This window comes from Cernens ardua (assembly GCF_051251085.1).
In the GTDB taxonomy this organism is placed as follows: Bacteria; Pseudomonadota; Gammaproteobacteria; order Pseudomonadales; family Halomonadaceae; genus Cernens; species Cernens ardua.
Genome location: NZ_JBPCZH010000005.1, coordinates 47,559 through 70,091, shown reverse-complemented (window position 1 = coordinate 70,091; position 22,533 = coordinate 47,559). Strand labels below are relative to the sequence as shown.

The window sequence follows — 22,533 nt, the reverse complement described above, 5'->3', positions numbered from 1 at the left end:
TGTTTATTTCCCTTGTTCATCCCCCTGAGAAGGAAGTTTGAAAGCGATAACGTAATCGCCCGGAGGAGTCCCCATGAAGTGGTGTCCTCCTGCTGTTATGACCACGTATTGCTGACCATTCACGGAATATGTCATTGGCGTTGCCTGACCACCTGTGGGAAGCACGTAATGCCATACTTCCTTGCCTGTGCGTACATCAAAGGCGCGCAGCTCACGGTCAGTCGTCGCTGATACAAAGATCAAACCGCCAGCCGTAATGATCGGACCGCCATTGTTGGGCACACCAACATTAACGGGTGTATGGGTCGGTATACCGAAAGGACCATTGTACTGACCAGTCCCCAGAGCATGCTGCCAGATCACTTTATGCGTATGCATGTTAACCGCAGTGATCATTCCATAAGGCGGTTCATCACACAGCATTTTGGTGAAAGGTGCATAGAATGGGCTCACCAATACACCATAAGGTGTCTGGGCCTGAGCGCCGGCCCCTTCTGCACTACTTGTACCCGGACGGTAACGCGGATCATTGATGGCAAACATATGCGCTTTGTCCGCGTACTCACGCGTCACCAACTGGTCACGGAAGACCATGTTGTTCCAGTTGCCTACCATGATACCTGTCTGCGGGTCGTATGCGATGCTCCCCCAGTCCGAACCACCGTTATAGCTGGGATACTCGAGCCATGGGCGTTTAAGGCTAGGTGCCGTAAAGTCACCATCATAATTGGAATGACGGAACATGATACGACACATCATCTGATCGACAGGCGTCAGCCCCCACATTTTCGACTCGGTGATGCGAGCAAATTTGCGGAACTGAGGCATACCCACAGAGAATGGTTGAGTCGGCGCACGCGGATCGCCCGGGATATGCCCAGCAGGCGCCGTTTTTTCAACCACAGGACTCAGCGGTTTACCATTACGACGATCAAGAATGAAGTTCTCTCCACGTTTTGTCGGTACCAGCATTGCCGGAATAGACGTACCGTTTGGGCCGGGGTAATCAAACAGGGTAACCTGTGACCCCATGTCGTAGTCCCATACATCCTTGTGAGTTGTCTGGAAAACCCAACGTACGTGACCAGTAGTAGCATCCAATGCGACAACAGAAGAGCTGACCTTATTCTCCAGTGGCGAACGTTCAGCACTGTAGTAGTCACCCGCGGAATTACCCGTCGGTACATAGACCAGATTCAACTGGGGGTCAGCCGTCATGGTGGTCCAGCTGTTAGGGGTACCACGGCTGTAGGTTTTACCTGCCGGCGGCAATCCATGGTCATCAGGACGATTGACATCCCAGGCCCAACGGAATTTACCGGTTTCAGCATCCCAACCACGAATGACGCCGGAAGGTGCCCAACGAGCCTGACCATCCAGTACTTCATGGTTGGTGACAATCACACCGTTTACAATCGGCATCGCATCATTCATGGCCAACCAGCCCGGAACAGACTCGCCAATACCCTGCATAACGCTTTCCTGACCATGGTTACCGAACTGGTCACAGGGTTTACCGGTTTCGGCATCCACTTCCGCCAGTCGTGCATCCAGCGTAGCGACCAGAATTCGGTTATGACACATTTGCCCCTGAGGAACGACTTTGGAAGTAAAATAGGTCAACCCTCGGCAAGCAGCTGTATAAGGCACACTGTCGTATTTTACGCCTGAATTCCAACGCCACACCTGTTGACCTGTTGCAGGGTCCAGACGAATGACGTCATCCGTCGCTGAGCAAACAAAAAGACCATTGCCCACTTTAATCGGCGTATTCTCTTCCGCCCACTTATTGGGTTTATCCTTGGGAGGAAGGTCATGGGTACGGTATTCCCATGCCACCTGCAAGTGGGTGACGTTTTTAGGCGTAATCTGGTTCAGTGGAGAAAAACGAGTGCCATTGGCATCACGGCCATACTCCTGCCAGTCACTATCGGGCTGGTTCGTCGTGGTCGTGCCATTATTGACCAACGGCTGATTGGGCGCAGGTGTACCGGAAGTGAAGGAGAACTGTGTGCCAGTGACAGCATAAATGGCAACCGCAAAGCAGATAACGATGATTCCCACAAGAGAACCAGTCATTCGTTTGCTAACACCTGCCCCCAACCGGGGAAGGCAAAGTACCAACCATAGAGCCAATATAGCCGGCAACCCGACACGGGGGATCCAACCCCATATATTGAATCCGGACTCATACAATGTCCAAAAGAGGGTACCAATAAAAAAGATGCCATAGATAACGGCACCAGATTTTTTGTTAGCCCATAGCAGAATAGCTGATACCAGTAAGAAGATACCTGATATTGCGTAATACCAGGAGCCACCGGCAGAAATCAGATCAATCCCACCGACAAGAAGTGTTAATCCCAATAAAAATACGATAATACTCAGTATTTTCACCGGCCAGATAGCATGTGTTCGCATGCGGAATAGTCCCCAACTATTTAGTTTATTTAGCGTGGTTTTCAGTTTCTTTGTTTTGCGCTTGTTTTTCATATTTCTTGCACGAAACTGAATTCTACGCTTAGTTGGGAAACTTGCGACATGTTATTAAATAACGATTACTATACTTTAGTATGTACCTCAATTCTTCTTTTCAGCATTACTAAAACTGCCTTACCAGACCCTACAACATGCTTTGAGCAATATTCAGATATCCGCTACTTGGTTGGAGATGGTAAATAGCCAAAACGTGTCAAATGCGTACGTAAAGTGTTGCGACTGATACCCAATAATTTTGCTGCCTGAACCTGGTTACCACGCGTGCGTTTCATGGCAAGGCTAATCATTTGCTGTATGACATGTTCGAAAATGCCCGTTTTTTCGGACTGCTCATCCAGAGAATGACTCTCCGTCGCTTTCGCCTGATCCATCATCCCATTAAGCAAGGATTCAAGATTATCCTCATGCGAAGGTTCATCCCGTGGCGTAGCTCCCTCTGCCAACATAAGGTCATCCTGCTGAATGATATTATGCTGTGCCAGTAACATGGCATGATGAATGGCATTCTCAAGCTCACGTATATTCCCGGGCCAGCTATAGGTTTGGAGCCGTTGTTTTGCTTCATTCGTCAACTCGGGTATCGGCAGATTGCTGCGCTGTGCATACAATTGCAGGAAGTGCTCAACCAGGGGTGGGATATCCAGTGGTCTTTTCGCCAAAGGCAAAACATCCAGACGAGCGACATTAATACGGAAATAGAGGTCTTCCCGGAATCGACCGGAAGCAACGGCCCGTTCGAGATCCACATTTGTGGCGGCAATGATACGAACATCCAACATCCTTGGTTTACGGGCACCCAGCCGAAAAATCGTCCGTTCCTGAAGCACTCTCAATAACTTGATCTGCATGGGGAGGCTAAGATCCCCAATTTCATCCAGAAACAGTGTTCCCCCCTGAGCCGCTTCGAAATACCCCTGTCGAGCTTCCGTTGCTCCGGTAAAGGCCCCTTTCTCATGCCCAAACAACTCTGCATCTGCCAATGATTCCGGCAGTGCAGCGCAATTGATGGCAACAAAAGGCCCTTTGGCGCGATCCGAGTGAGCATGAACATGACGCGCAACAAGTTCTTTTCCTGTGCCGGTTTGCCCGATGATCAGTACACTGGCATCGCTCTTGGCAAAACGCCGGATACGCTCTTCCAGAGCGCGTGAACGCGGGTCCTCAAAAACGAGGGCAGTCGCACGAATACTGGGTGGCGAAGAGCCATTTTGCGCAGTTTTCAACTCCAGGACTGCACCTGAACGATGTGACCCGACCGTGGGGGGAGATACTTCAGCATCCAGGGCAAGAGATGCACCGTCAAAGCCAAAATACCGATCATCATATGAATTCATAGAATACCTGTTGTTGAAATATCAGGGTGGGATATCAATTGGAGTATCAACTGTTGGAATATCAACACCCCTTCTATTAAACGCGTATTCTCCCTCGGAATTAAGAAATAAAAAGCGATCTCCATATTCTTTTTAGAAATATAAAAATCAGGCCATAAAAAAACCCAACAAGAGAAGTTGGGTTTAAAGTATCGTTGCCCGCTGGATGCAGTTTTCAGGGACATTGCTCCCCAAGGCGACTATATTTGCGTTCTACCGATGGTCATGCTGGCGATATTACCATTGGCGCCATTCACCTAAGCGGTGATATTACTCAATATGCTGCAAGGTATAGTGATTCGATGGCGCAACGAGATGTGTCTGGGCAGCAACCAAAGGCAAATCACGACTCCCGGCACGGGTCTGTTGGAGCAGTTCGGTCAAGGTCCCGGTGGCATGAAGAAGTGCGGAAGAAATACTCCCATGCTGCAAATAATCACCCAGGAAAACGGCTGAAAAGGTATCTCCCATTCCGTTTGGTAAAGGCTCAAGGGAAATACGAGGTGCTTCAACGTAATAGGCTCTATCACGTTTCACTGCCAGGGTACGCAAACGCTCTTCTGAAACATCGGGCGTTGCCAAGCTGGTAATCACTACACATTGAAGTTCATTATCCTGCTCCAGTAGCTGGCGCGCCGCTCGTATCGCGTCCTCTGTATCAACAAGGGAATGCCCTACCAGATATTCGAATTCATACTGATTTGGCGTAATGATATTTGCATGAGGAACGGCACGGCGCTTCATGAATTCAGGTATACCGGGGCGGACAAACATCCCGCGACCGACATCCCCCATCACGGGATCACAGAGATAAAGTGCTTTAGGTTGATGACGACGAATCTCATTTGCCACATCGAGAATCACTTCACCCGTACCCGCATCTCCCAGATAGCCGGAAAGGATTGCACTACAGTGTTCAAGAACACCTCGGGCACGTAAGCCGGCGATCACTTCCTGAATATGAATGGCTGAAAACACTTCCCCCCTGAACTCACCGTAACCCGTATGATTCGAGAACTGCACCGTATTGACAGGAATGACTTCGATCCCCATCCGCTGTAACGGAAAAACCGCAGCAGAGTTACCCACGTGACCATAGGCCACGTGCGACTGGATGGACAAAACCAACGGAGCAGGTGAAGCGAAAGACACTATGCGGACTCCTTCTCTTTGAAGGGATAAAAGTGATGGTCACGCAGTGCTTTTTCGATCTCTTCCAGAGAACGGCCATTTGTCTCTGGTACAAGGAAGAAGACAAACAACATGGCAATAAAGGATATTGCAGCATATAGCCACATGGCATAGGACAGCCCGATTGCATTGATCATGCTGAGAGTCGTCATGCTCACCAGCAAATCAAAGGTCCAATGGCTGAAGGCCCCCAGACTCGCACCTTTCCCACGAATGAAAAGAGGGAATACTTCGGAAATAATAAGCCATAGGCAAACCCCGAAACTTCCCACATTGAAGGCCAGATACAGCACGAGGCACAACACAATCAATATCTGTTGGGTCGGTGAGAAATGCCCCGTGCCGGTCATGAAGACGGCCCCCATGACAATCAACGCAATGATAGAGCCGGGGATCATGGTTAACAAATAACGGCGACGCCCTACCTTGTCGACCATCCAGGAGCCTAGCAGGGTTGTGATAATCATCAGGATACTGCCCCCGCCCGTGGCCAGAATCGCGGCTTTATCACCGAAGCCAGCATCCGTCAGAATCGTGGGTGCATAATAGATAATGGCATTATTACCCGTGATCTGGGAGAACATGGCCATACCCGCTGCAACGATGATCGCAGGGCGCAACCAAGGCTTGGTCAGGTCTTTCCATGTACCCTGTGGGCGATTGGCAACGGTTTCGATTTCCTGAAGTTCGTTTACAGCCTCTTCGCGGGTCTTGCGTACACGCAACAGTACTTTCTCAGCCGCGGGCACACGCCCCTTGCTTAACAACCAACGGGGACTTTCAGGCAATAGAATAATCCCCAGCATCAGGATAATAGCGGGGATTACACCCAGCGCGAACATGACACGCCATTGGTCCCCCAGCATATATCCCCAGAAGTAGGCAAAACTGATGCCAAACACCACCATGAACTGGAACATGACAACCATTTTGCCGCGGTGTTCAGGGGGAGTGACTTCAGCGATGTAAACCGGAATGATTTGGGTCGCACTACCCGCAGCAAGACCAAGCACCAAACGCGCGAAGATCAGGAAGCCGATGGAAGGTGCCAATGCAGACATGACAGAACCGACAGCAAAGACCACTCCGACAAGGAAGGTGGTAATACGTCGCCCAATCCTGTCTGAAATGGGCCCGGTACCAAAGCAGCCAATCAAAGCACCAAAGATAATGGCACCTGTCACAATCTCCTGCGTAGAGGAGCTCATGGTAAATTCGCTTTTCAACCCAAGAAGGGCTACGCCAATAATGCCGGTGTCATAACCGAACAGTAATCCCCCCAATGCCGCCACTACAGAAATAACAGCAACCAGCGCGGAACCACTCAGCCCCTTCTTTGGGGAATTACCTACTGCGGAAGAACTCATTTTCTTGCCTTTACACATATTCAACGAAAGCGGGACCATTCATTCAGGCTACATCCTTGACCTGACCAAATGGTTTTGACGTTGCTGGACGAATCCGTAAGGATAACATTAGTGCGGAGCTTATTATCTTTTAAACACCAAATACCAGCGTTTTTTATCCTGATACCAAGAGCTTCAAAATCGCATCAGCTTGATACATGTCAGGTATTAAAGGTATTGAACAAAAGTTGTATCCGTAAACTTACTTACAAATGGCAAAAAATTGGCACATTATTTCATCACTCTCAACCTTAAGGGATACCTGTGAGCTATTCGATACCCGTTCGATGTTCATCCATTGTTCTCTATCTTGTCCGCCTTTACCAAGGGGCTCATCAAGTATTGCTTTTACAACGGAAAGGGGGACACCTGGATAAAGAATGGTCCCATTTGGCGGGTGGAATGGAAGAAGGGGAAAACGCATGGCAAACAGCCCTACGCGAAGCTCAGGAAGAAACGGGGATTGTCCTCACCAATCTCTATACGGCTGATATCTGTGAACAATACTATCGGCAGCGTAAAAACCTCATTACAGTTGCGCCGGTGTTTGTCTCTTATATTGAAAGGGATGCCACAATCACGCTGAACGAAGAACACTATGACTACCAGTGGCTGGCTATTGAAGAGGCATATGCTCGACTGAATTATCCTTGTCAGCGCCAGAGCCTACGTCATATCGAAAAAGAATTTTTACAACGTCGCCCCACGAATACGCTCCGTATCATTTAATCGCTAGCGGGTCGGGATCACGGATATGGCGGGCCATGTCATTCAGTCCAATAAAAAGAGTGTCATCCATAAAAAAACCGGCCCCTCAATAAGGACCGGTTTTTTCTGAGATTACAGGAAAGACTTACAGTTTTTCCTTGATCAACCCTTCGAGCTTGTCAGTATCCTTGGCAAAGTTGCGGATACCTTCGGCCAGTTTGTCATTGGCCATGGGATCAGCACTGTGCTGCCAGCGGAATTCAGCTTCAGTCAAGCGAGGACCACGTTCAACCTTATTAGTCACATCAGGAATACCTTTAGTGACATCGCCTTCCGTTGAGCTGAGCTCTTCGAGTAGCTGAGGAGAAATAGTCAAACGGTTACAGCCTGCCAAACCAAGGATTTGCCCGGTATTACGGAAGCTGGCGCCCATTACGATAGTCTCATAACCACGTTCACCGGCATATTTGGTTACACCACGAACGAATTTGACACCCGGATCTTCATCTACAGAGTATTCCTTGGTGCCGGTTTCTTTCTTGTACCAGTCAGTGACACGGCCAACGAAAGGTGAGATCAGGAAAACACCTGCTTCAAAACATGCACGTGCCTGAGCATCACTGAAAAGAAGCGTCAGGTTACACTGAATACCTTCTTTTTCGAGCTGCTCGGCAGCCTGAATACCTTCCCAGGTAGAAGCCAGTTTGATCAATACTTTGTCCTTGGACACACCGGCTTTTTCATACAGACCGATCAGTTTACGGGCCTTTTCAATGCTCGCATCCTTGTCGTAGGAAAGCTTGGCAGCCACCTCGGTAGAAACTCGGCCGGGAACGATCTTGGAAATTTCAGTCCCCATTGCTACGGAGAGGCGATCAACAATATGGCTCACCTGCTCTTCACCGCTAACCTCAGACGCCGCTTCCTTGATCGTGGAGGTAATCAACTCCTGATATCCGGGTAAATCGAACGCTTTCAGGATAAGAGAAGGGTTGGTTGTTGCATCAACCGGTTGATATTTCTTGATTGCATCCAGATCGCCTGTATCAGCAACCACTTTGGAATACTTTTTGAGTCCTTCCAGCTGCGTAGTCATCTATGTCTCCTGGTTTGATCCAATGGCCTGATGAGAGATCAGACCACTGCGATGATTAAGCGTTTATAGCGACCTTTACGTCGTATCCCGGCGGTAAGTCTTGGCTACGTGTGAAGCGGTCAGGGGTTATAGCTGTCAAAACAATACATTCCACCTGACTGCGTTACCTGCCAAGTCAGCAACTGCAACATACATCACCAACAAGGGTAACCGGCCAAAAATTCGTGATTTCGCCAGTATCGTATGAGATTCATGGTAGTACAAACAGTTGTGGGTAAACTACCACCCGGGCGAATAAATCCACAGTCCATGCCGATAAAAACCACCCGCTATATGAACGATGTCATACGAACGAAACAAATCCAGTGGGTAGCAGTATTCAAAAAAACGAGTTTGTACTCCCAACACCAAAAACGCTCATTGGGCCAATACTCTTGATATACGTATTTTTACCACATTACGATACAATTTGCGGTAAGACTTCTGGCGTATATGGTATCAAAGATGACAAAAATAAAGTCACGCTGAAGAATCAGGGTGTGAAGGGGCAGTGGCAGGGGTATCAATTTCGCCTGAATATTGTCATCATGTGCTTATTATCATATTCATCACGTTTCTGAGGTTTCGACATGATTGAGGGTATCGGCATTTGCATAGCCGTCCTGGTAATTCAGCTGGTCGTACTTTACTTTATCGACAAACGGCTCGATTACGCTCAAATGAATCACAGCTATGCCGCGGATTGGGGCGCTGCCAAGCGCAAGGATATCCCCGGGGAAAGTGCAGCCAAAGTCAGCCGGTCAGCCAAGAAAAGAAAAGCGGCTATCGCGGCCAATGAACCTGCAAACGACGAACTTCCCTAATTGCCTTCATGTGAGGCGTCACTCTCATTGCAGTGGCATTTCCCAAAAAGGGAATACTGAGAAACAGCTGGTGTTTCTACCCTGTTTCTCGGCACTGAATATAATATCCCAATACTCTCTTTTTTTATCGCTTTTCCCGTTCCCCCTTTCTCGCTCCGATCTTTGTTTTGCCCGACCACTTCTTTCGATGAAAGTCCAACTCAGATAAACACACAAGGGTGAATTTTATCAGTAGTCGTGCATGGCTCATTGCTCATGGCTCATGGCTCATGGCTCATGGCTCATGGCTCATGGGAATGCTATTCGGTTTTCTGCGCATATGCCATGTATGATCCACCCTCGGCTTTCGATTGTTTATTGCTGCGGCAGGAATATAACGTCTCGACGCATTCCAATTTATCAATAGCATCGGGTGATGCACCGTGGGTTGGTCGCGGAGGTATGGATTAGTCAAAGCACAGGCACGCCAGTATGAAACCATTTCCCCAAACATTTAAATGAACATGGAGATGTACGTTTTCTAGTGAGCAGTCATCGTTTTGGATGCTAAAATGATTTTTTTACAATGTATGCCCCTCTCACCACACTTGATAAGCTATGCTTGTGTTGAGAAACAATAACCAAATCCGATTCATGTTCTAATCATAGTTAGGTATGCAAACATCCACTGATCAGCGTTGACACCCTACGGGTCTTACAAGTCACGCACTGCACTGTTCCCACGACCTTTTCAGATAAAAAGCAACTCAAACAGAAGGTACACTCGAATGAAGGTGTATCAGAAGAGGAACAGGAATCATCTTTGCTGATCAGTCGATCATATGGCACTAACGGCACCTCTGGAGTCAAAGATGGAAACAACCCAGATGGGATGGGGCGTCCAATTGATTGCGCTCACACTCGCCTTCTTTCTATCCGCACTGATCGGTCTTGAAAGAGAATTGCATCATAAAAGTGCGGGGCTACGTACCTGTACTGTTGTCGGCTTTTCATCCGCATTGATCATGCTGGTATCGAAATATGGCTTCAATGACATGCTGTTCAGCGATCATATTGCGCTGGACCCTTCGCGTGTAGCGGCCCAGATTGTCTCCGGCATCGGTTTTATCGGTGGGGGTGTTATCTTCATGCGACGCGATGCTGTGCAAGGCCTGACAACAGCAGCATCAGTCTGGTTTACCTCTGCTGTAGGGATGGCCTGCGGAGCTGGCCTGTTCAGCATTGCGCTGTTTGTGACCGTCGGCCACTTTGTCGCCATGTTGCTCTTCCCCCGGCTGGTGCGCTCATTACGCAAGGGAAAGGGCCAATGGTTTCCCCTGCGGGTTTCGATTACTTATCGAACCGAACCGGGCCTGCTGGGCAAGATTCTGACCACGTGTTCAAATCTCAATTTTATTATTGAACGTGTCAACGTGGATCAGCCACCGGATGAATCACGTGAACGGTTGTATTCCATCTCTTTGGATATGCGTGGCAAGAGTTCACTGGCACAATTGACAACCAAACTGAGTGAAATAGACGGCGTCGTTCATATTAGAAGCGGAGATGGCGAAGAGTAGTCATCCTGATATCGCTCAATGGACGACCGCACTTTCGGAGAAACATTGAGCATGTCCAATATTCCTGTCTCAGTACTGGATCTTGCGCCCGTCAGGGATCGGGGCTCCTTTGCTGAAAGCTTCACCAATAGCGTCTCGCTCGCAAAACATACCGAAGCCCTGGGCTTTCACCGATTCTGGTTAGCGGAACATCACAATATCGATGGTATTGCGAGTGCTGCCACCTCTATTCTTATTGGCCATGTGGCTTCCCATACGTCCCGTATCCGAGTAGGTAGTGGCGGCATCATGCTACCTAACCACCCTCCTCTTGTCATCGCCGAGCAGTTCGGTACTCTCGAAACGCTCTATCCGGGGAGAATTGATCTGGGTTTGGGACGAGCCCCCGGTGCCGATGGTACAACCATGAAAGCACTGCGACGTGATCCACGTTCAGCGGAAGATTTTCCAGATCAAGTGGAAGAGCTGCTTGAATACCTCGGCGAACCCTATGAAACCCAACGTATTCATGCCTATCCGGGGCAGAATTCGAATGTGCCTGTGTGGTTGTTGGGATCGAGCCTGTTCAGTGCCAATCTCGCGGCACAGATGGGCTTACCGTTTGCCTATGCCAGCCATTTTTCTCCCGCTTATCTAATGGATGCGATCCAGCTTTACCGCGAACGCTTTCGTCCGTCCATTTATCTGGAAACACCCTATGCCATGGCGACGATCCCGGTAATTGCTGCTGATACTGAAGAGCAGGCACATTACCATGCGACCGTGTCATATCAGCGTGTCTTGAATCTTGTCCGCGGACGTTCCATTCGATTGCAACCCCCTGTGGATGAAATGAAATGGCTTCCGATCGAAGAAGCCAATGTCAGGCAGTTTTTGGGCGCAGCCGTTATTGGCGATGAGACGCAAGTCAGACAGGGGCTGAATGAGGTTATTGAACGCACGGGAGTAGATGAACTCATGATTTCATCCGATGCTTACTCGCTGGATACGAGACTCCATTCCTACGAGATTGTAGCCCGTGTCATGGGGATAACAGCGCAATAATATCTGAAGTAGAAGCAGATCCATCCTCAAACCCACAGGAAAAAGCACTGGTTTTGTGCCAGTGCGACCCAGCCTGAAAGTATTTCTCAAGCCCAGCATATTAACGGCCAGTTTGCTTAAGCCATTGGTTTAACAAATGACTGGCCTGTTCCAGTGCTTGCTCGTCTGCGGCTGCGTAACCCAGTACTAACCCTGTGCCGGTTTTGGCTGGCGTAGAGTCCAAAGGTAAATCCGAATCGAGAGGATTCGAGGGAGCCATGAAGTAGGAAGAATACGGTGATAAATGTACATTATGTGCGTTACCCATCTTAATCAGAGCAGACTCATCAAGTCCTTCATCATGAGTCGCCAGCAAATGCATACCCGCCTTTCCTGCAGACAAACGTAACCCCCGATCAACTGCAGGTTGCAGACACTGTCGCAATAATGACTGTCGCTCTTCATAAGTGCGACGACAACGCCGGATATGCTGCCGAAAGGCGCCGTCGGCAATAAAATCTGCAACAGCGGCTTGTAAAGGGTAATGAATCTCACGCATTAAACGTGTGGAGGCCCGGCGAAAAGCATCTGCCAGGGAAGCAGGTAGTACCATGTAACCCAGCCCAAGCCCCGGGTACATGACCTTACTGAAAGTGCCCACATAAATGACACGCTCAGTCGTATCCATCCCTTGCAGCGAGGCCAGCGGCCTTGAGTCATAACGAAACTCGCTGTCGTAATCGTCCTCGATGATCCAGGCCCCACTTTGCTCTGCCCTGGTCAAAAGCGACATGCGACGAGCCATACTGAGTGTAACCGCCGTTGGGTATTGATGGGACGGCGTAATGTAGATCAGTGACGGTTCAGGTAAATCAGGATGGGGAGCCATACCTTCATTATCGACAGGTACCGGTTCCACCGTCAGGTTTGCCGCTTCAAATGCAGCACGCGCGCCGCGATAGCCTGGATTTTCAAACCAAACCGTCTCTCCCTTTTCTGCGAGCAAGGTTGCGATCAGGGAAAAGGCCTGTTGGGCACCTTGCGTAATAACGATTTGATTGGGTGTGCACCGCACAGAGCGTGACAATGTCAGATAGTCACAAAGTACTTCCCTGAGCCGGAGCAACCCGCCCTCAGTGTGGTAGCGCATCCAGTCCAGAGGCGTACGGCGCCAGTATCGTTGTTGCAAACGACGCCACTTTTCCCAAGGGAACAGAGATAAGGAAGGAAGACCGGGAGAGAAAGCCAATGCATCGGTGTGATTCCTGAGCTGACTCAAGTTCAGCAACCGCTCGCCACGTGCAGAGAGCCTTTCATTGCCAGTTACCGCACTGGCAGTCACTTCTTCTTTCTGAACATGATCGTTCTTGTTTACATGAACGTTTGTGCGATCACTTTTATGGATACCGTTTCGAGCCCTGTAGGCATGAGAAACAAAGCATCCAGCTCCAGCACGCGCTTCAACAAAACCATCATGTGCCAACTGCTCCATGACGAGCATGGCCGTATTACGACCAACAGGAAGACGGGCAGCGAGCCTTCTGGTTGAAGGAAGACGAATGCCTGCGGTTATCCTGCCTTCCTCAATGAGCGTACGTATTCCCCGATAAAGGGTCGCCTGTAATGTTTCTGCCGAAGAGTGCTGAATATCCAGCAAAAGCGCATCACAAATCCATTCGTCATTAATGCATTTATTATCAATACGGGTGTTATTAATACGTGTGCCCTCGATTCGTAATTGCATGTTCTCGCCTGATGCCATATGCGCTCCAACCGGCCCCATCATATTCACTCTGACTGGCTCTCTTAATGGAACCAATATTTCATTATAGTCATTTGAGGAACCAATATGGCAGCATTGAATGGGAGCTTATGGCATGTATCTACCGCGTCTTTTCACTGAACAAAACGAATCGTCCCTTCTTGACGTCATACGGCATTATCCCTTTGCAACACTAATCGTCGCACTGGCCGACGCTAACAATGTGCCCTATCTTGTCGACCATCTCCCCCTGATTCCTTCTTTCGACACCGGTCACGCCAAGGAGATCACCTGCCTTCAGGGTCATCTCGCGCGCCATAACCCTCTTGTAAAAGAGTTCACATCTGCCCAAGGCGAAGAAGGGTCAACCCTACAAGCAACCGCTATCTTCCATGGCGAACAGACGTATGTTTCTCCTCGCTGGTATCCCTCGAAAGCACATGGAAAGGAAGCCGTTCCCACCTGGAATTATCAGGTCGTGCACGTTCACGGGATGTTGTCATTGGAAGACGATTCGGCGTGGCTTCAACACCATGTGACAGAGCTTAGCCACCCTTTCGAGCAGCAAATTGAAAATGGGCAACCTTGGAAGATGTCGGATCTATCAACCGAATTTTTATCAGGCATGCTGCGTGGCATTGTGGGCGTTAACCTGACTGTCACTTCCATCGAGGCGAAGACAAAAGCCAGCCAGAATCGCTCCCTTGAGGATCGCAATGGCGTACGGGAAGGGATGAAACAGGAAGGGCTGGACTCTCGTATTATCAAGGCACTTGTTAAAGAACCGGAAGATAAACACGCATAAGGGCTAAATCACCAGAGAAGACTATTTTTACTGAAAAGGGGCATGGCAATGGGAGATAACATGAAAATGCAAACTCAAGACATGAAAGACTGGAGAGGTGTAGATACCCCCAACAAAACAGTGATTGAAGGTCATTACATCACGTTGGAGCCACTCAACGCAGCCCGTCATGCGGCCTCATTGTGGCAAAAATATCAAGGTGCAGAAGAAAACTGGCGTTACCTGCTCACACCCCCTTTTGCTACTCGGGAAGATTTCATCGCATGGCTGTCAGCTGCTCAAGTAGCCGAGGATACGCTCTATTTTGCCATCGTGGAAAAACAAACGGGGAGCTCTCAACATCCCCCCCATACGGCTCTGGGCATTATCAGTTATCTGCGTATTGATAGCACCAATGGCGTGATCGAAATAGGGCATCTTAACTTCTCTCCCGCACTGAAACAGACTCGCATGGCCACCGATGCTTTGTATTCAATGATCGATCATGCGTTTGCACTTGGGTATCGCCGTGTTGAATGGAAGTGCGACAACCATAATCAACCTTCGAAAAAAGCTGCGCTGAGATTGGGCTTCACATGGGAAGGCGTATTTCGCCAACATCGGATTGTGAAAGGGCTGAATCGGGATACCGCCTGGTTTTCGCTACTTGACTACGAATGGCCCGAACACCGTCGCGCTTTTCAACAATGGCTGGCAGAAGACAATTTTACCTCTCAGGGAAAACAACGCCATCCCTTGGCCTTTTTCAGGCGATGCCCCTGAGTCGATCGTTTTTTACCTCTTGCTTTCGACGCTTTTCCTCCAGAAACATTCCTCATTTTCAACCAGCGTTCTCTATTTGTAGAACGCATTCTGCCCCTCATCCCGAATAACATTATTGGCTAATTTTCCTTTCCCATTTCTCAATTTTTGCGTTTTTTTGAGGAATATTAGCACCTTGTTTTGCAAGGCATGAAAATGACAATTATCGATAGTTAAAAAAATATTGCATTTAAAAGCTTAAAATTATATTAATTCAGACAAGAGAAAAAGAACCTATCGCACCATTTCACAGTCATGGTTGGATAATTTGAGTATTGACCTCCTTTATTGATGGTGGCGAACGCATGAAAATACATTACCTTGTCACGAGCCTTGAAACCGGAGGAGCCGAATTCTCCATACCGGAAGTCGTGACTGCATTGCAACGACTAGGGCATGATGTTCATATCATTGCTTGCGAACCACGCGATATGGGGGCTGCACCGCGTCTTGATGCCGTCGGGTTGGGCTATAGGATACTTTGTAGCAAACGCAGGCCCCTTCCGGTTGTATTGGGAAAATATCTGAACGTAGTACGGAAAGATCGACCCGATATTATCTGGACATCGTTGAGTTGGGGGACACGTATTGGGCAATGGGCGGGGCGGATAACCCGTATACCGGTCATCAGCTTCAAGCATAGTGCCAGTGTACGCCGGGCGACTTATCGGATGCGGTACATGTCGAAGCTTTGGATCGGTGATTCGCAAACAGTCGTACACTATTTGCATGAAAAGATGGGGATCCCGCTAAGCGATACACTCCCTCTTCCCCTCTATATCAGTGATGAAAATGCACCCTCTGCGACGGGCTGGGATGGCAAGTCGCGCCTCGAATTGGGTAGCGTCGGGAGGCTACATAAGGTCAAGAATTACGATCAGTTGATCAAGGGGGTTGCTCTTTTTATCTGTCGACACCCTGAATGGAAACATCGACTACACTTGACTATCGCAGGTGATGGGGCTGAAAGGGAAACGCTGGAAAAACTGATTCGCCAATTGAAACTCGAAGAAGTCGTCTCTCTCCCCGGGCACTCAGATGAAATCAACCGTTTTCTGGCAGGGCTTCACCTTTATGCACAACCTTCTCGCTACGAAGGTATGTGTCTGGCAGCCCATGAGGCGATGAATGCAGCGTTGCCTGTCATGGCCACACCCGTGGGTGAACTTCGCTATGATGTTGAAGACAATAAAACCGGTTTTATTCTGCAGGGAAATATTTCGCAGGCCGTCTGTAAGGTACTTGAGCAGGTATTCGCCACTCCAGATGCTCTGGCAGGCTATGGTCAAAATGCACAGGATTATGTACGCAGGACTTTCAGCAAACAAAAGTTCGAACAGGCTATCAGCACTATTTCGTCTCGTTTTGATCAATACGTTGACCAAACCCGCGCTAATTGAAACCCAACTGGAAAACGACAAGGGGCAACATCCATAGGCATTGATTTTGCCCGTGAGCTTTGCCCCTGAATAAAGGATTGATCATGAGCCTCCTCGAAACTGAAATCTGGCGTATCGGTATTATTCCGGCTCCCATCGACAAAGTCGCTGAGCAGGCCTATCTGGAGAGTGCCAGGATCACCTGGCTGGAAGCAGAGACCTCATTTTGCTTCCTGGCCGACCCCTTCGGTATATGGCGTGACAATACGCTCTATGTATTTGCTGAATTATATGATTACCGAACGCGCAAGGGTGTGATTGTCGTCTACCTGCTGGATCGTCATCTGAACAAACTGGAGCATCGTGTAGTCCTTGAAGAGCCCTGGCATCTTTCATACCCCTATATTGTCGAAGCAGAGGGGGAAATATGGATGTTACCTGAAGGATATAAATCGGGCGCCCTTACACTCTATCGGGCGAAAGAATTTCCGTGGCAGTGGGAGCGAATGGAAGACGTGGAATTTCCCTGTGCAGGGATCGATGCCTCATTACTTCACGCTGAAGAGTCGTGGTGGCTTTTTTATACGTTGCCTTCGCCCAAAGAGGCTCGTACCAGTACGTTAATGCTGGCCAGGTCCACTTCCATTTTCGGCCCATGGAAGAATATTTCAGAGAGCCCCATTCATCATGATCGCGGCGGTGCTCGTATGGGCGGTACGCCGTTTATTCATGATAATCAGGTGATTCTTCCGACTCAGGATTGCACACGGACCTATGGGGGCGCATTGCGGCTACTTTCTTTCCCTTTGGACAATTTGCACATGATCTCATGCGGCGAGGCTGCCACTCATCATAAAATGCCAATTGTCACACAAGGGCCTTTATTGAAATCCCCCCAACAATCGGCACCTTATGTGGATGGTTTCCATACACTATCCGCGGTAGAGAGCGTGGACCAGCGTGACGAAAAAAGTCCAAGAGGGGAAAAAATCCACCTCCCTCCCATTACTCTGATCGATACCAAACAGGAAATTCGTGGGTCACTGCATCGAATTGGGATCGATTTCATCAGGGCGTTGAAAAAACAACGGAAAACATGAGGCGTTGGCGGACTTTAACTTTACTGGGCTTTGCCGTTATATATCCGATGCGACCATCCAGCGCTGCCAACATCGAATAACCGAGGCTCGCTCAGATAAAAACATGCTTTCCGCAACGGTACTGCCCTTTTTCTCCAATGCATTGAAGTGACTGGTATCGCGATAAGCCAAATAAGCATTCCGAAGCGACACCACATCGATGCCGGGCCACGGCCCTTCCTCTTCCAATACCTCAAGAATCCGCACGTTATCCGTCCAGCGTAGAAGATCCGGATGCGTTACGGAAAAAGCCAATACGGCATATTGGCTCATGAATTCGATATCAATCATACCGCCGATGCCCTGTTTGATATCGAAGTGCGCTGTCTCCCCTGCTGTTTTGTCCAAATGCTGACGCATTTTTTCACGCATTGACACTACCTCCGAGCGTAATACTGCCCTATCACGAGGTTGAGCCAGTATCTCTTGGCGTAATGTCTCGAAGCGGTATCCAAGTTGTCTATCACCCGCCACCGGACGTGCACGTACCAGCGCCTGATGTTCCCATGTCCATGCCTGATGCCGCTGATATTCGGCGAACGCTTCAATGGTACTGACCAACAGCCCAGAATTGCCGGAAGGCCGTAAGCGCATATCGACCTCATATAGCACACCACTGGGGGTAACGGCGGTCAGCAGATGAATAATGCGCTGCCCTAGCCGCGTAAAGAAACTGGTGTTATCGATCGATCGAGCGCCGTTGGTCATTCCCTTTGATGAAGTATCGTAAATAAATACCAAATCAAGATCAGATCCATATCCCAGCTCTATACCGCCCAGTTTGCCATATCCAATCACCGTAAAGCCGGAGGGATTCAGCATATCACTCGGCGATAGCCCAGCGGGCTCACCATAACGCGCCACCATACTGCGCCAGGCCAGTGTCACCACGCGCTCAAGCAACACTTCAGCGATCAGGGTCAGGACATCACTGACCTGCATAAGTGGCCGGGCACCTGCCAGATCCGAAGCAGCAACACCCAATACCTGTGCATGTTTGAAGCGCCGCAAGGCTTCCAACTGCGCCTCTTCATCCTGTTCAGGAATTCGTAAAAGCTCCAGATCCAGGGTGGCCGTCAGGCTTTCCCGTGTTTGTGTATCGAATAGTACAGCGGGGGTTAAAAGTTCATCCAACAACATCGGATAGCGGGTCAGTTCATCCGCAATCCATGCGCTGGCAGCACACAACCGTACCAAATACACGCGGGCGGAATCGCTCTCTCGTAAAAGGGAAAGATACGCCGTACGCCGTAACACTGATTCGATCAGCGTCAACACTCTTTCCAGCGCAATATCCGGTGGCTGATGCACAAAGTGACGTCGTAATGCGAGCGCTGAAGGACTCAAGTCCGTCGAAGAGCTCGCAGGAACACTTTCAGCATTTGCTTCGACATGCTCTGTCGAGAGTGTATCCAGCAACGCGGGCATCAATGCATCCAGCCTTTCCAGCCCGATACGCTGCATGTTTTTTGCCGGACGCGAATATTTAAGCGCCTCAATACGCTTTAAGCACTTTTGCGGATATTCGAACTGATGCGCTGCCAACAATGCCAAGGCCTCATTTTCTTCCAATTCGCCCCGCCAAAGCGCATACCAGTCTAGTAATGAATCGCTGATGGTAGATGTATCATCATCTTCTTCGGCACTAATGATAGACTCGAATATATCGTGGACGCGTGCCCGCAAGGGGGCGAGATTACTTACAAGTGCCTCCCAATCAGCATAGCCCAGCGCATAGGCCAGGCGCTCACGATCTTCATCATCAGTGGGTAGCGTTTGAGTCTGGGTATCTTTCATCCCTTGAAGAACATGTTCGATATCCCGCAACTGCAGGTAATCACTCTGCAACTGGTCAATACTGGCGGGCGGTAACAGGTCTAATCGTTCTATTTGCTTCATCGCCAGTTGAAGCGACGGGGTTTGAAGTTCCGTATCACGCCCACCACGCATTAACTGGAACACCTGCACGACGAACTCGATTTCGCGGATACCACCCGCGCCCAGTTTAATATTTTGTTCCAGCCCTCGCCGCCTGACCTCACGGTTGATCATGATTTTCATGTCACGCAGGGACTGGATCGCACCAAAATCCACATAACGGCGGTATACAAAGGGCCTGATCTCGTCCAGCAACTGGTAACCCGCTGCTATATCACCTGCCACAGGGCGTGCTTTCAACAGAGCAAAGCGTTCCCATTCACGTCCCTGCTCCTGATAGTAACGGTTGATCGAGGCAAAACTGCTGACCAAAGGGCTGCCTTCCCCAAGCGGGCGTAAACGCATGTCTACTCGAAAGACAAAGCCTTCCATCAATGGCGCATCCAGCGCGTGAATCAACCGTTGACCAATACGGGTAAAATACTCCTGATGAGCAAGAGAACGCCGCCCGCCCTGCGTATTCCCTTCATGACGATAGACGAATATCAGGTCAATATCGGACGACAGGTTCAGCTCACCCGCACCAAATTTCCCCATTCCCAACACGATCAATGACATTGGCCGACCCTCTTCATCGACCGCCTGCCCCCACCGAGGCTGATAAAAAAACTGTAGCCAGCTGATGGCCTGCTGAAGGATAACCTCCGCCAGTTGTGTCACTGCCCGAGAGGTATCCCATGCCGAACGGACATCACTTGTGTTCCTGCATAGGTCGCGCCAGAGGATGCCAATCATTTGCTCTCGGCGGAAATGTCGCAATGCAACTTCGAATGCTTCTTCACTGTCACATTGCTCCAGTGTTTCGTTCAATGTTGTCGTCAATTGCTCAGGCGTTGGGGCATGCTGAAGAAAATGTTGTACGTAGAGGCGAGGCAGCAACGCTGGATAACGCTCTAACGACGACAATACAAATTCGGAAACAAGGCAGACACGAAGCAGATCGGCTCGCAGTTTCTCATCAGCGTCAGGGATAGCCTGATGAAGCGATAATGCACTTATGCGCGCCTTGGTATCCTTCTCTAAAGCATGAAGCTGGGTGGGAATGACATTACTCTGGGCGGCCAACGTGTTTCTCCCGTCGCCATGAATCTCTGGGTGAGCCCACAGGATAGATCGAAATACGTTGGGACTCTATGGGTAGATGTGTTGAAGTAGCAGCCAACTTACTCACCAATGCCATTCAGCTCTATAGTGATAAAAAAGAATGTCCTCAAGAGAGGTGTACACAGTGAATGTAGATGGCGTGGATCATGTTCATATCGAAGTGACGGATAGAGCCGCATCAGCGAAATGGTACGAACAGGTATTAGGGCTCGTACAGTGCAAAAAACTGGCTCAGTGGGGAGATAACAAGCATGGGCCATGGATATTGGCAACAATTGATGACCAACCGGCACTGGCTCTTTTTCAATGGGACGATGTTGTTCGTCCGAAAAATCCCCGTTCACGAGACAATACCATCGCTTTCCGAGTGTCAGGCACTGAATTCATAACATTTGTACATCAGATGCCTGAATATGGATTAGTCGGGACACGAACGAAAACGCTCATCACCGGCACAGCAGATATCGTAGATCATGACGTCGCATGGTCGATATACTTCATGGATCCCGATGAAAATTGCCTTGAATTAACCACTTATGATTATGCAGCAGTGGCGACATTCTTGAACAAATGATAGGGCTGACACCCTTATCCCTGATCATTTCCCCCCCCTTGTATCCAATATGTACCGTTTCATGCAAAAAGCCCCGATCTCCTTAAGAAACCGGGGCGCTAGAGTATCGCAGCCTTCAAGACATGGAATAAAGGGAGCGGATCTTATCGCCCTTCAATCTGATCGAATACACCACCATTAGCGAAGTAGGTCTTCTGTGCTTTTTGCCACCCCCCAAAGATGCCGTCTACCGTCACCAGATTCAGTTTGGGGAACACACTCAGGTCTTTTTCCGGCACGCCTTTGGTATTACGGGGACGATAGTAGTTTTCAGCAATAATCGTCTGCCCCTGTGGGGAATAAAGATGCTGGAGATAAGCATCCGCTGCTTTAACCGCCGCGGCACCTTTATGTTCTACGTTACCCTTCACCACAGCAACCGGAGGTTCGGTCAGAATACTTAGGCTGGGAACGATCACTTCTACATTCCCCTTGCTCAATTTCTTGCTGGCCAAAAGCGCATCGCTTTCCCACGCAATCAGCACATCCCCTTGCCCATTCTGTACAAAGGTATTGGTCGAACCACGTGCACCGCTATCAAGAACGGAAGCATGCTTGAACAATTGCGTCACATACTGACGCGCGTATGCCTGAGCGTCCTTCACCTGATCTGCATATTTCGGGTCATGCAGTTTGTCTAGATTACCCAGTTTCTGTTTGAGCGCCCACGCCCACGCTGCAAGGAAATTCCACCGTGCCCCACCCGAGGTTTTCGGGTTTGGAGTAATCACAGATACGCCAGGTTTTATGAGATCCCCCCAATCATGAATATGCTTGGGATTTCCCTTGCGTACCAAAAAGACGATGGTAGAGGTATAGGGGGATGAGTTATCCGGTAACAAGTGCTGCCAATTTTTGGGAACGCCGGCATTGCGATCAGCGATGGCATCAATATCGTAGGCTAGCGCAAGCGTTACCACATCCGCCGGCACCCCTTCAATGACGCTGCGGGACTGGCTTCCCGAACCACCGTTACTTTGCTGAATATTGACGGTATCGCCGGTTTTGTGCTGATACCATTGGGTAAATGCACTGTTGTATTGTTGATAAAGCTCTCTCGTCGGGTCATAAGAGACATTCAATAATGAGAACGTCGCCGCATGAGCAGCAACAGAAATCACCAGCGACGACGCAGCGGTAAGAGAAGCGATCAAATGGCGTAGGTTCATGTCCCTGCTCCCTGTTTGAGGATATCAGCATCCATTCTTGTATAAATCGGGATAATAGGCGGTTTTAAATGTCTGTAAAAATATTAAAACCTCTCTTTGAAATTC

Annotated in this window: 17 protein-coding genes; 9 read left to right on the top strand and 8 right to left on the bottom strand. The window is 49.3% G+C overall.

Annotated features, from left to right (window positions below; all coding sequences use genetic code 11):
* Positions 1–3 precede the first annotated feature (3 nt).
* The 4 genes from LMG33818_RS09745 to LMG33818_RS09730 all read right to left on the bottom strand — a co-directional run bounded on the left by LMG33818_RS09745 (position 4) and on the right by LMG33818_RS09730 (position 6,430).
* Positions 4–2,421, bottom strand: coding sequence for a membrane-bound PQQ-dependent dehydrogenase, glucose/quinate/shikimate family (locus tag LMG33818_RS09745; protein ID WP_442323193.1), 2,418 nt, complete (start codon positions 2,419–2,421; stop codon positions 4–6).
* A gap of 236 nt (positions 2,422–2,657) precedes the next feature.
* Positions 2,658–3,833: a sigma-54 interaction domain-containing protein gene (locus tag LMG33818_RS09740; protein ID WP_442323192.1), complete on the bottom strand. Its 1,176-nt coding sequence runs from the start codon at positions 3,831–3,833 to the stop codon at positions 2,658–2,660.
* Positions 3,834–4,142: 309 nt separating this feature from the next.
* Complete coding sequence (gene pdxY / locus LMG33818_RS09735) at positions 4,143–5,024, bottom strand: pyridoxal kinase PdxY (RefSeq protein ID WP_442323191.1); 882 nt, start codon at positions 5,022–5,024, stop codon at positions 4,143–4,145.
* Entirely contained in the window at positions 5,024–6,430 is a 1,407-nt protein-coding gene (locus LMG33818_RS09730; RefSeq protein WP_442323190.1) for a sugar porter family MFS transporter, read from the bottom strand. Before LMG33818_RS09730 ends, pdxY begins: the two co-directional genes overlap by 1 nt.
* Positions 6,431–6,733: 303 nt before the next feature.
* Between LMG33818_RS09730 and LMG33818_RS09725 the strand changes: the two genes are divergently transcribed.
* A complete protein-coding gene (locus tag LMG33818_RS09725) occupies positions 6,734–7,198 on the top strand; it encodes an NUDIX hydrolase (RefSeq protein ID WP_442323189.1) in 465 nt (154 codons plus the stop codon).
* 124 nt (positions 7,199–7,322) lie between these two features.
* Here the strand turns inward: LMG33818_RS09725 and tal are convergent, their stop codons facing one another.
* The gene (gene tal / locus LMG33818_RS09720) at positions 7,323–8,273 is read right to left on the bottom strand and encodes a transaldolase (protein ID WP_442323188.1); all 951 of its coding nucleotides are present in this window, start codon (positions 8,271–8,273) and stop codon (positions 7,323–7,325) included.
* Positions 8,274–8,902: 629 nt separating this feature from the next.
* Between tal and LMG33818_RS09715 the strand changes: the two genes are divergently transcribed.
* The 3 genes from LMG33818_RS09715 to LMG33818_RS09705 all read left to right on the top strand — a co-directional run bounded on the left by LMG33818_RS09715 (position 8,903) and on the right by LMG33818_RS09705 (position 11,739).
* A complete protein-coding gene (locus tag LMG33818_RS09715; protein ID WP_442323187.1) occupies positions 8,903–9,136 on the top strand; it encodes a hypothetical protein in 234 nt (77 codons plus the stop codon).
* 851 nt (positions 9,137–9,987) lie between these two features.
* On the top strand, positions 9,988–10,695 hold the full coding sequence (locus LMG33818_RS09710; protein WP_442323186.1) for an MgtC/SapB family protein: 708 nt from the start codon (positions 9,988–9,990) through the stop codon (positions 10,693–10,695).
* 51 nt (positions 10,696–10,746) lie between these two features.
* Positions 10,747–11,739: an LLM class flavin-dependent oxidoreductase gene (locus LMG33818_RS09705; protein WP_442323185.1), complete on the top strand. Its 993-nt coding sequence runs from the start codon at positions 10,747–10,749 to the stop codon at positions 11,737–11,739.
* 100 nt (positions 11,740–11,839) lie between these two features.
* Here the strand turns inward: LMG33818_RS09705 and pdxR are convergent, their stop codons facing one another.
* Positions 11,840–13,480, bottom strand: a complete 1,641-nt coding sequence (gene pdxR, locus LMG33818_RS09700; RefSeq protein WP_442323184.1) for a MocR-like pyridoxine biosynthesis transcription factor PdxR — start codon at positions 13,478–13,480, stop codon at positions 11,840–11,842.
* 115 nt (positions 13,481–13,595) lie between these two features.
* Here pdxR and LMG33818_RS09695 point away from each other — a divergent pair, with 115 nt between their 5' ends.
* The 4 genes from LMG33818_RS09695 (at position 13,596) to LMG33818_RS09680 (ending at position 17,565) form a co-directional block, all read left to right on the top strand.
* Entirely contained in the window at positions 13,596–14,285 is a 690-nt protein-coding gene (locus LMG33818_RS09695) for an FMN-binding negative transcriptional regulator (protein WP_442323183.1), read from the top strand.
* A 60-nt stretch (positions 14,286–14,345) separates the two neighbouring features.
* Entirely contained in the window at positions 14,346–15,047 is a 702-nt protein-coding gene (locus LMG33818_RS09690) for a GNAT family N-acetyltransferase (RefSeq protein ID WP_442323182.1), read from the top strand.
* Positions 15,048–15,391: 344 nt separating this feature from the next.
* A complete protein-coding gene (locus LMG33818_RS09685; protein ID WP_442323181.1) occupies positions 15,392–16,486 on the top strand; it encodes a glycosyltransferase family 4 protein in 1,095 nt (364 codons plus the stop codon).
* Positions 16,487–16,569: 83 nt separating this feature from the next.
* Complete coding sequence (locus LMG33818_RS09680) at positions 16,570–17,565, top strand: glucosamine inositolphosphorylceramide transferase family protein (RefSeq protein ID WP_442323180.1); 996 nt, start codon at positions 16,570–16,572, stop codon at positions 17,563–17,565.
* Positions 17,566–17,601: 36 nt separating this feature from the next.
* Here LMG33818_RS09680 and glnE read toward each other — a convergent pair whose 3' ends face one another.
* Entirely contained in the window at positions 17,602–20,607 is a 3,006-nt protein-coding gene (glnE, locus tag LMG33818_RS09675; RefSeq protein WP_442323179.1) for a bifunctional [glutamate--ammonia ligase]-adenylyl-L-tyrosine phosphorylase/[glutamate--ammonia-ligase] adenylyltransferase, read from the bottom strand.
* Between the two features lie 139 nt (positions 20,608–20,746).
* Between glnE and LMG33818_RS09670 the strand changes: the two genes are divergently transcribed.
* Positions 20,747–21,220, top strand: coding sequence for a VOC family protein (locus tag LMG33818_RS09670; protein ID WP_442323178.1), 474 nt, complete (start codon positions 20,747–20,749; stop codon positions 21,218–21,220).
* Positions 21,221–21,363: 143 nt separating this feature from the next.
* Here LMG33818_RS09670 and LMG33818_RS09665 read toward each other — a convergent pair whose 3' ends face one another.
* Positions 21,364–22,428: a sulfate ABC transporter substrate-binding protein gene (locus LMG33818_RS09665; RefSeq protein ID WP_442323177.1), complete on the bottom strand. Its 1,065-nt coding sequence runs from the start codon at positions 22,426–22,428 to the stop codon at positions 21,364–21,366.
* Between the last annotated feature and the right edge of the window lie 105 nt (positions 22,429–22,533).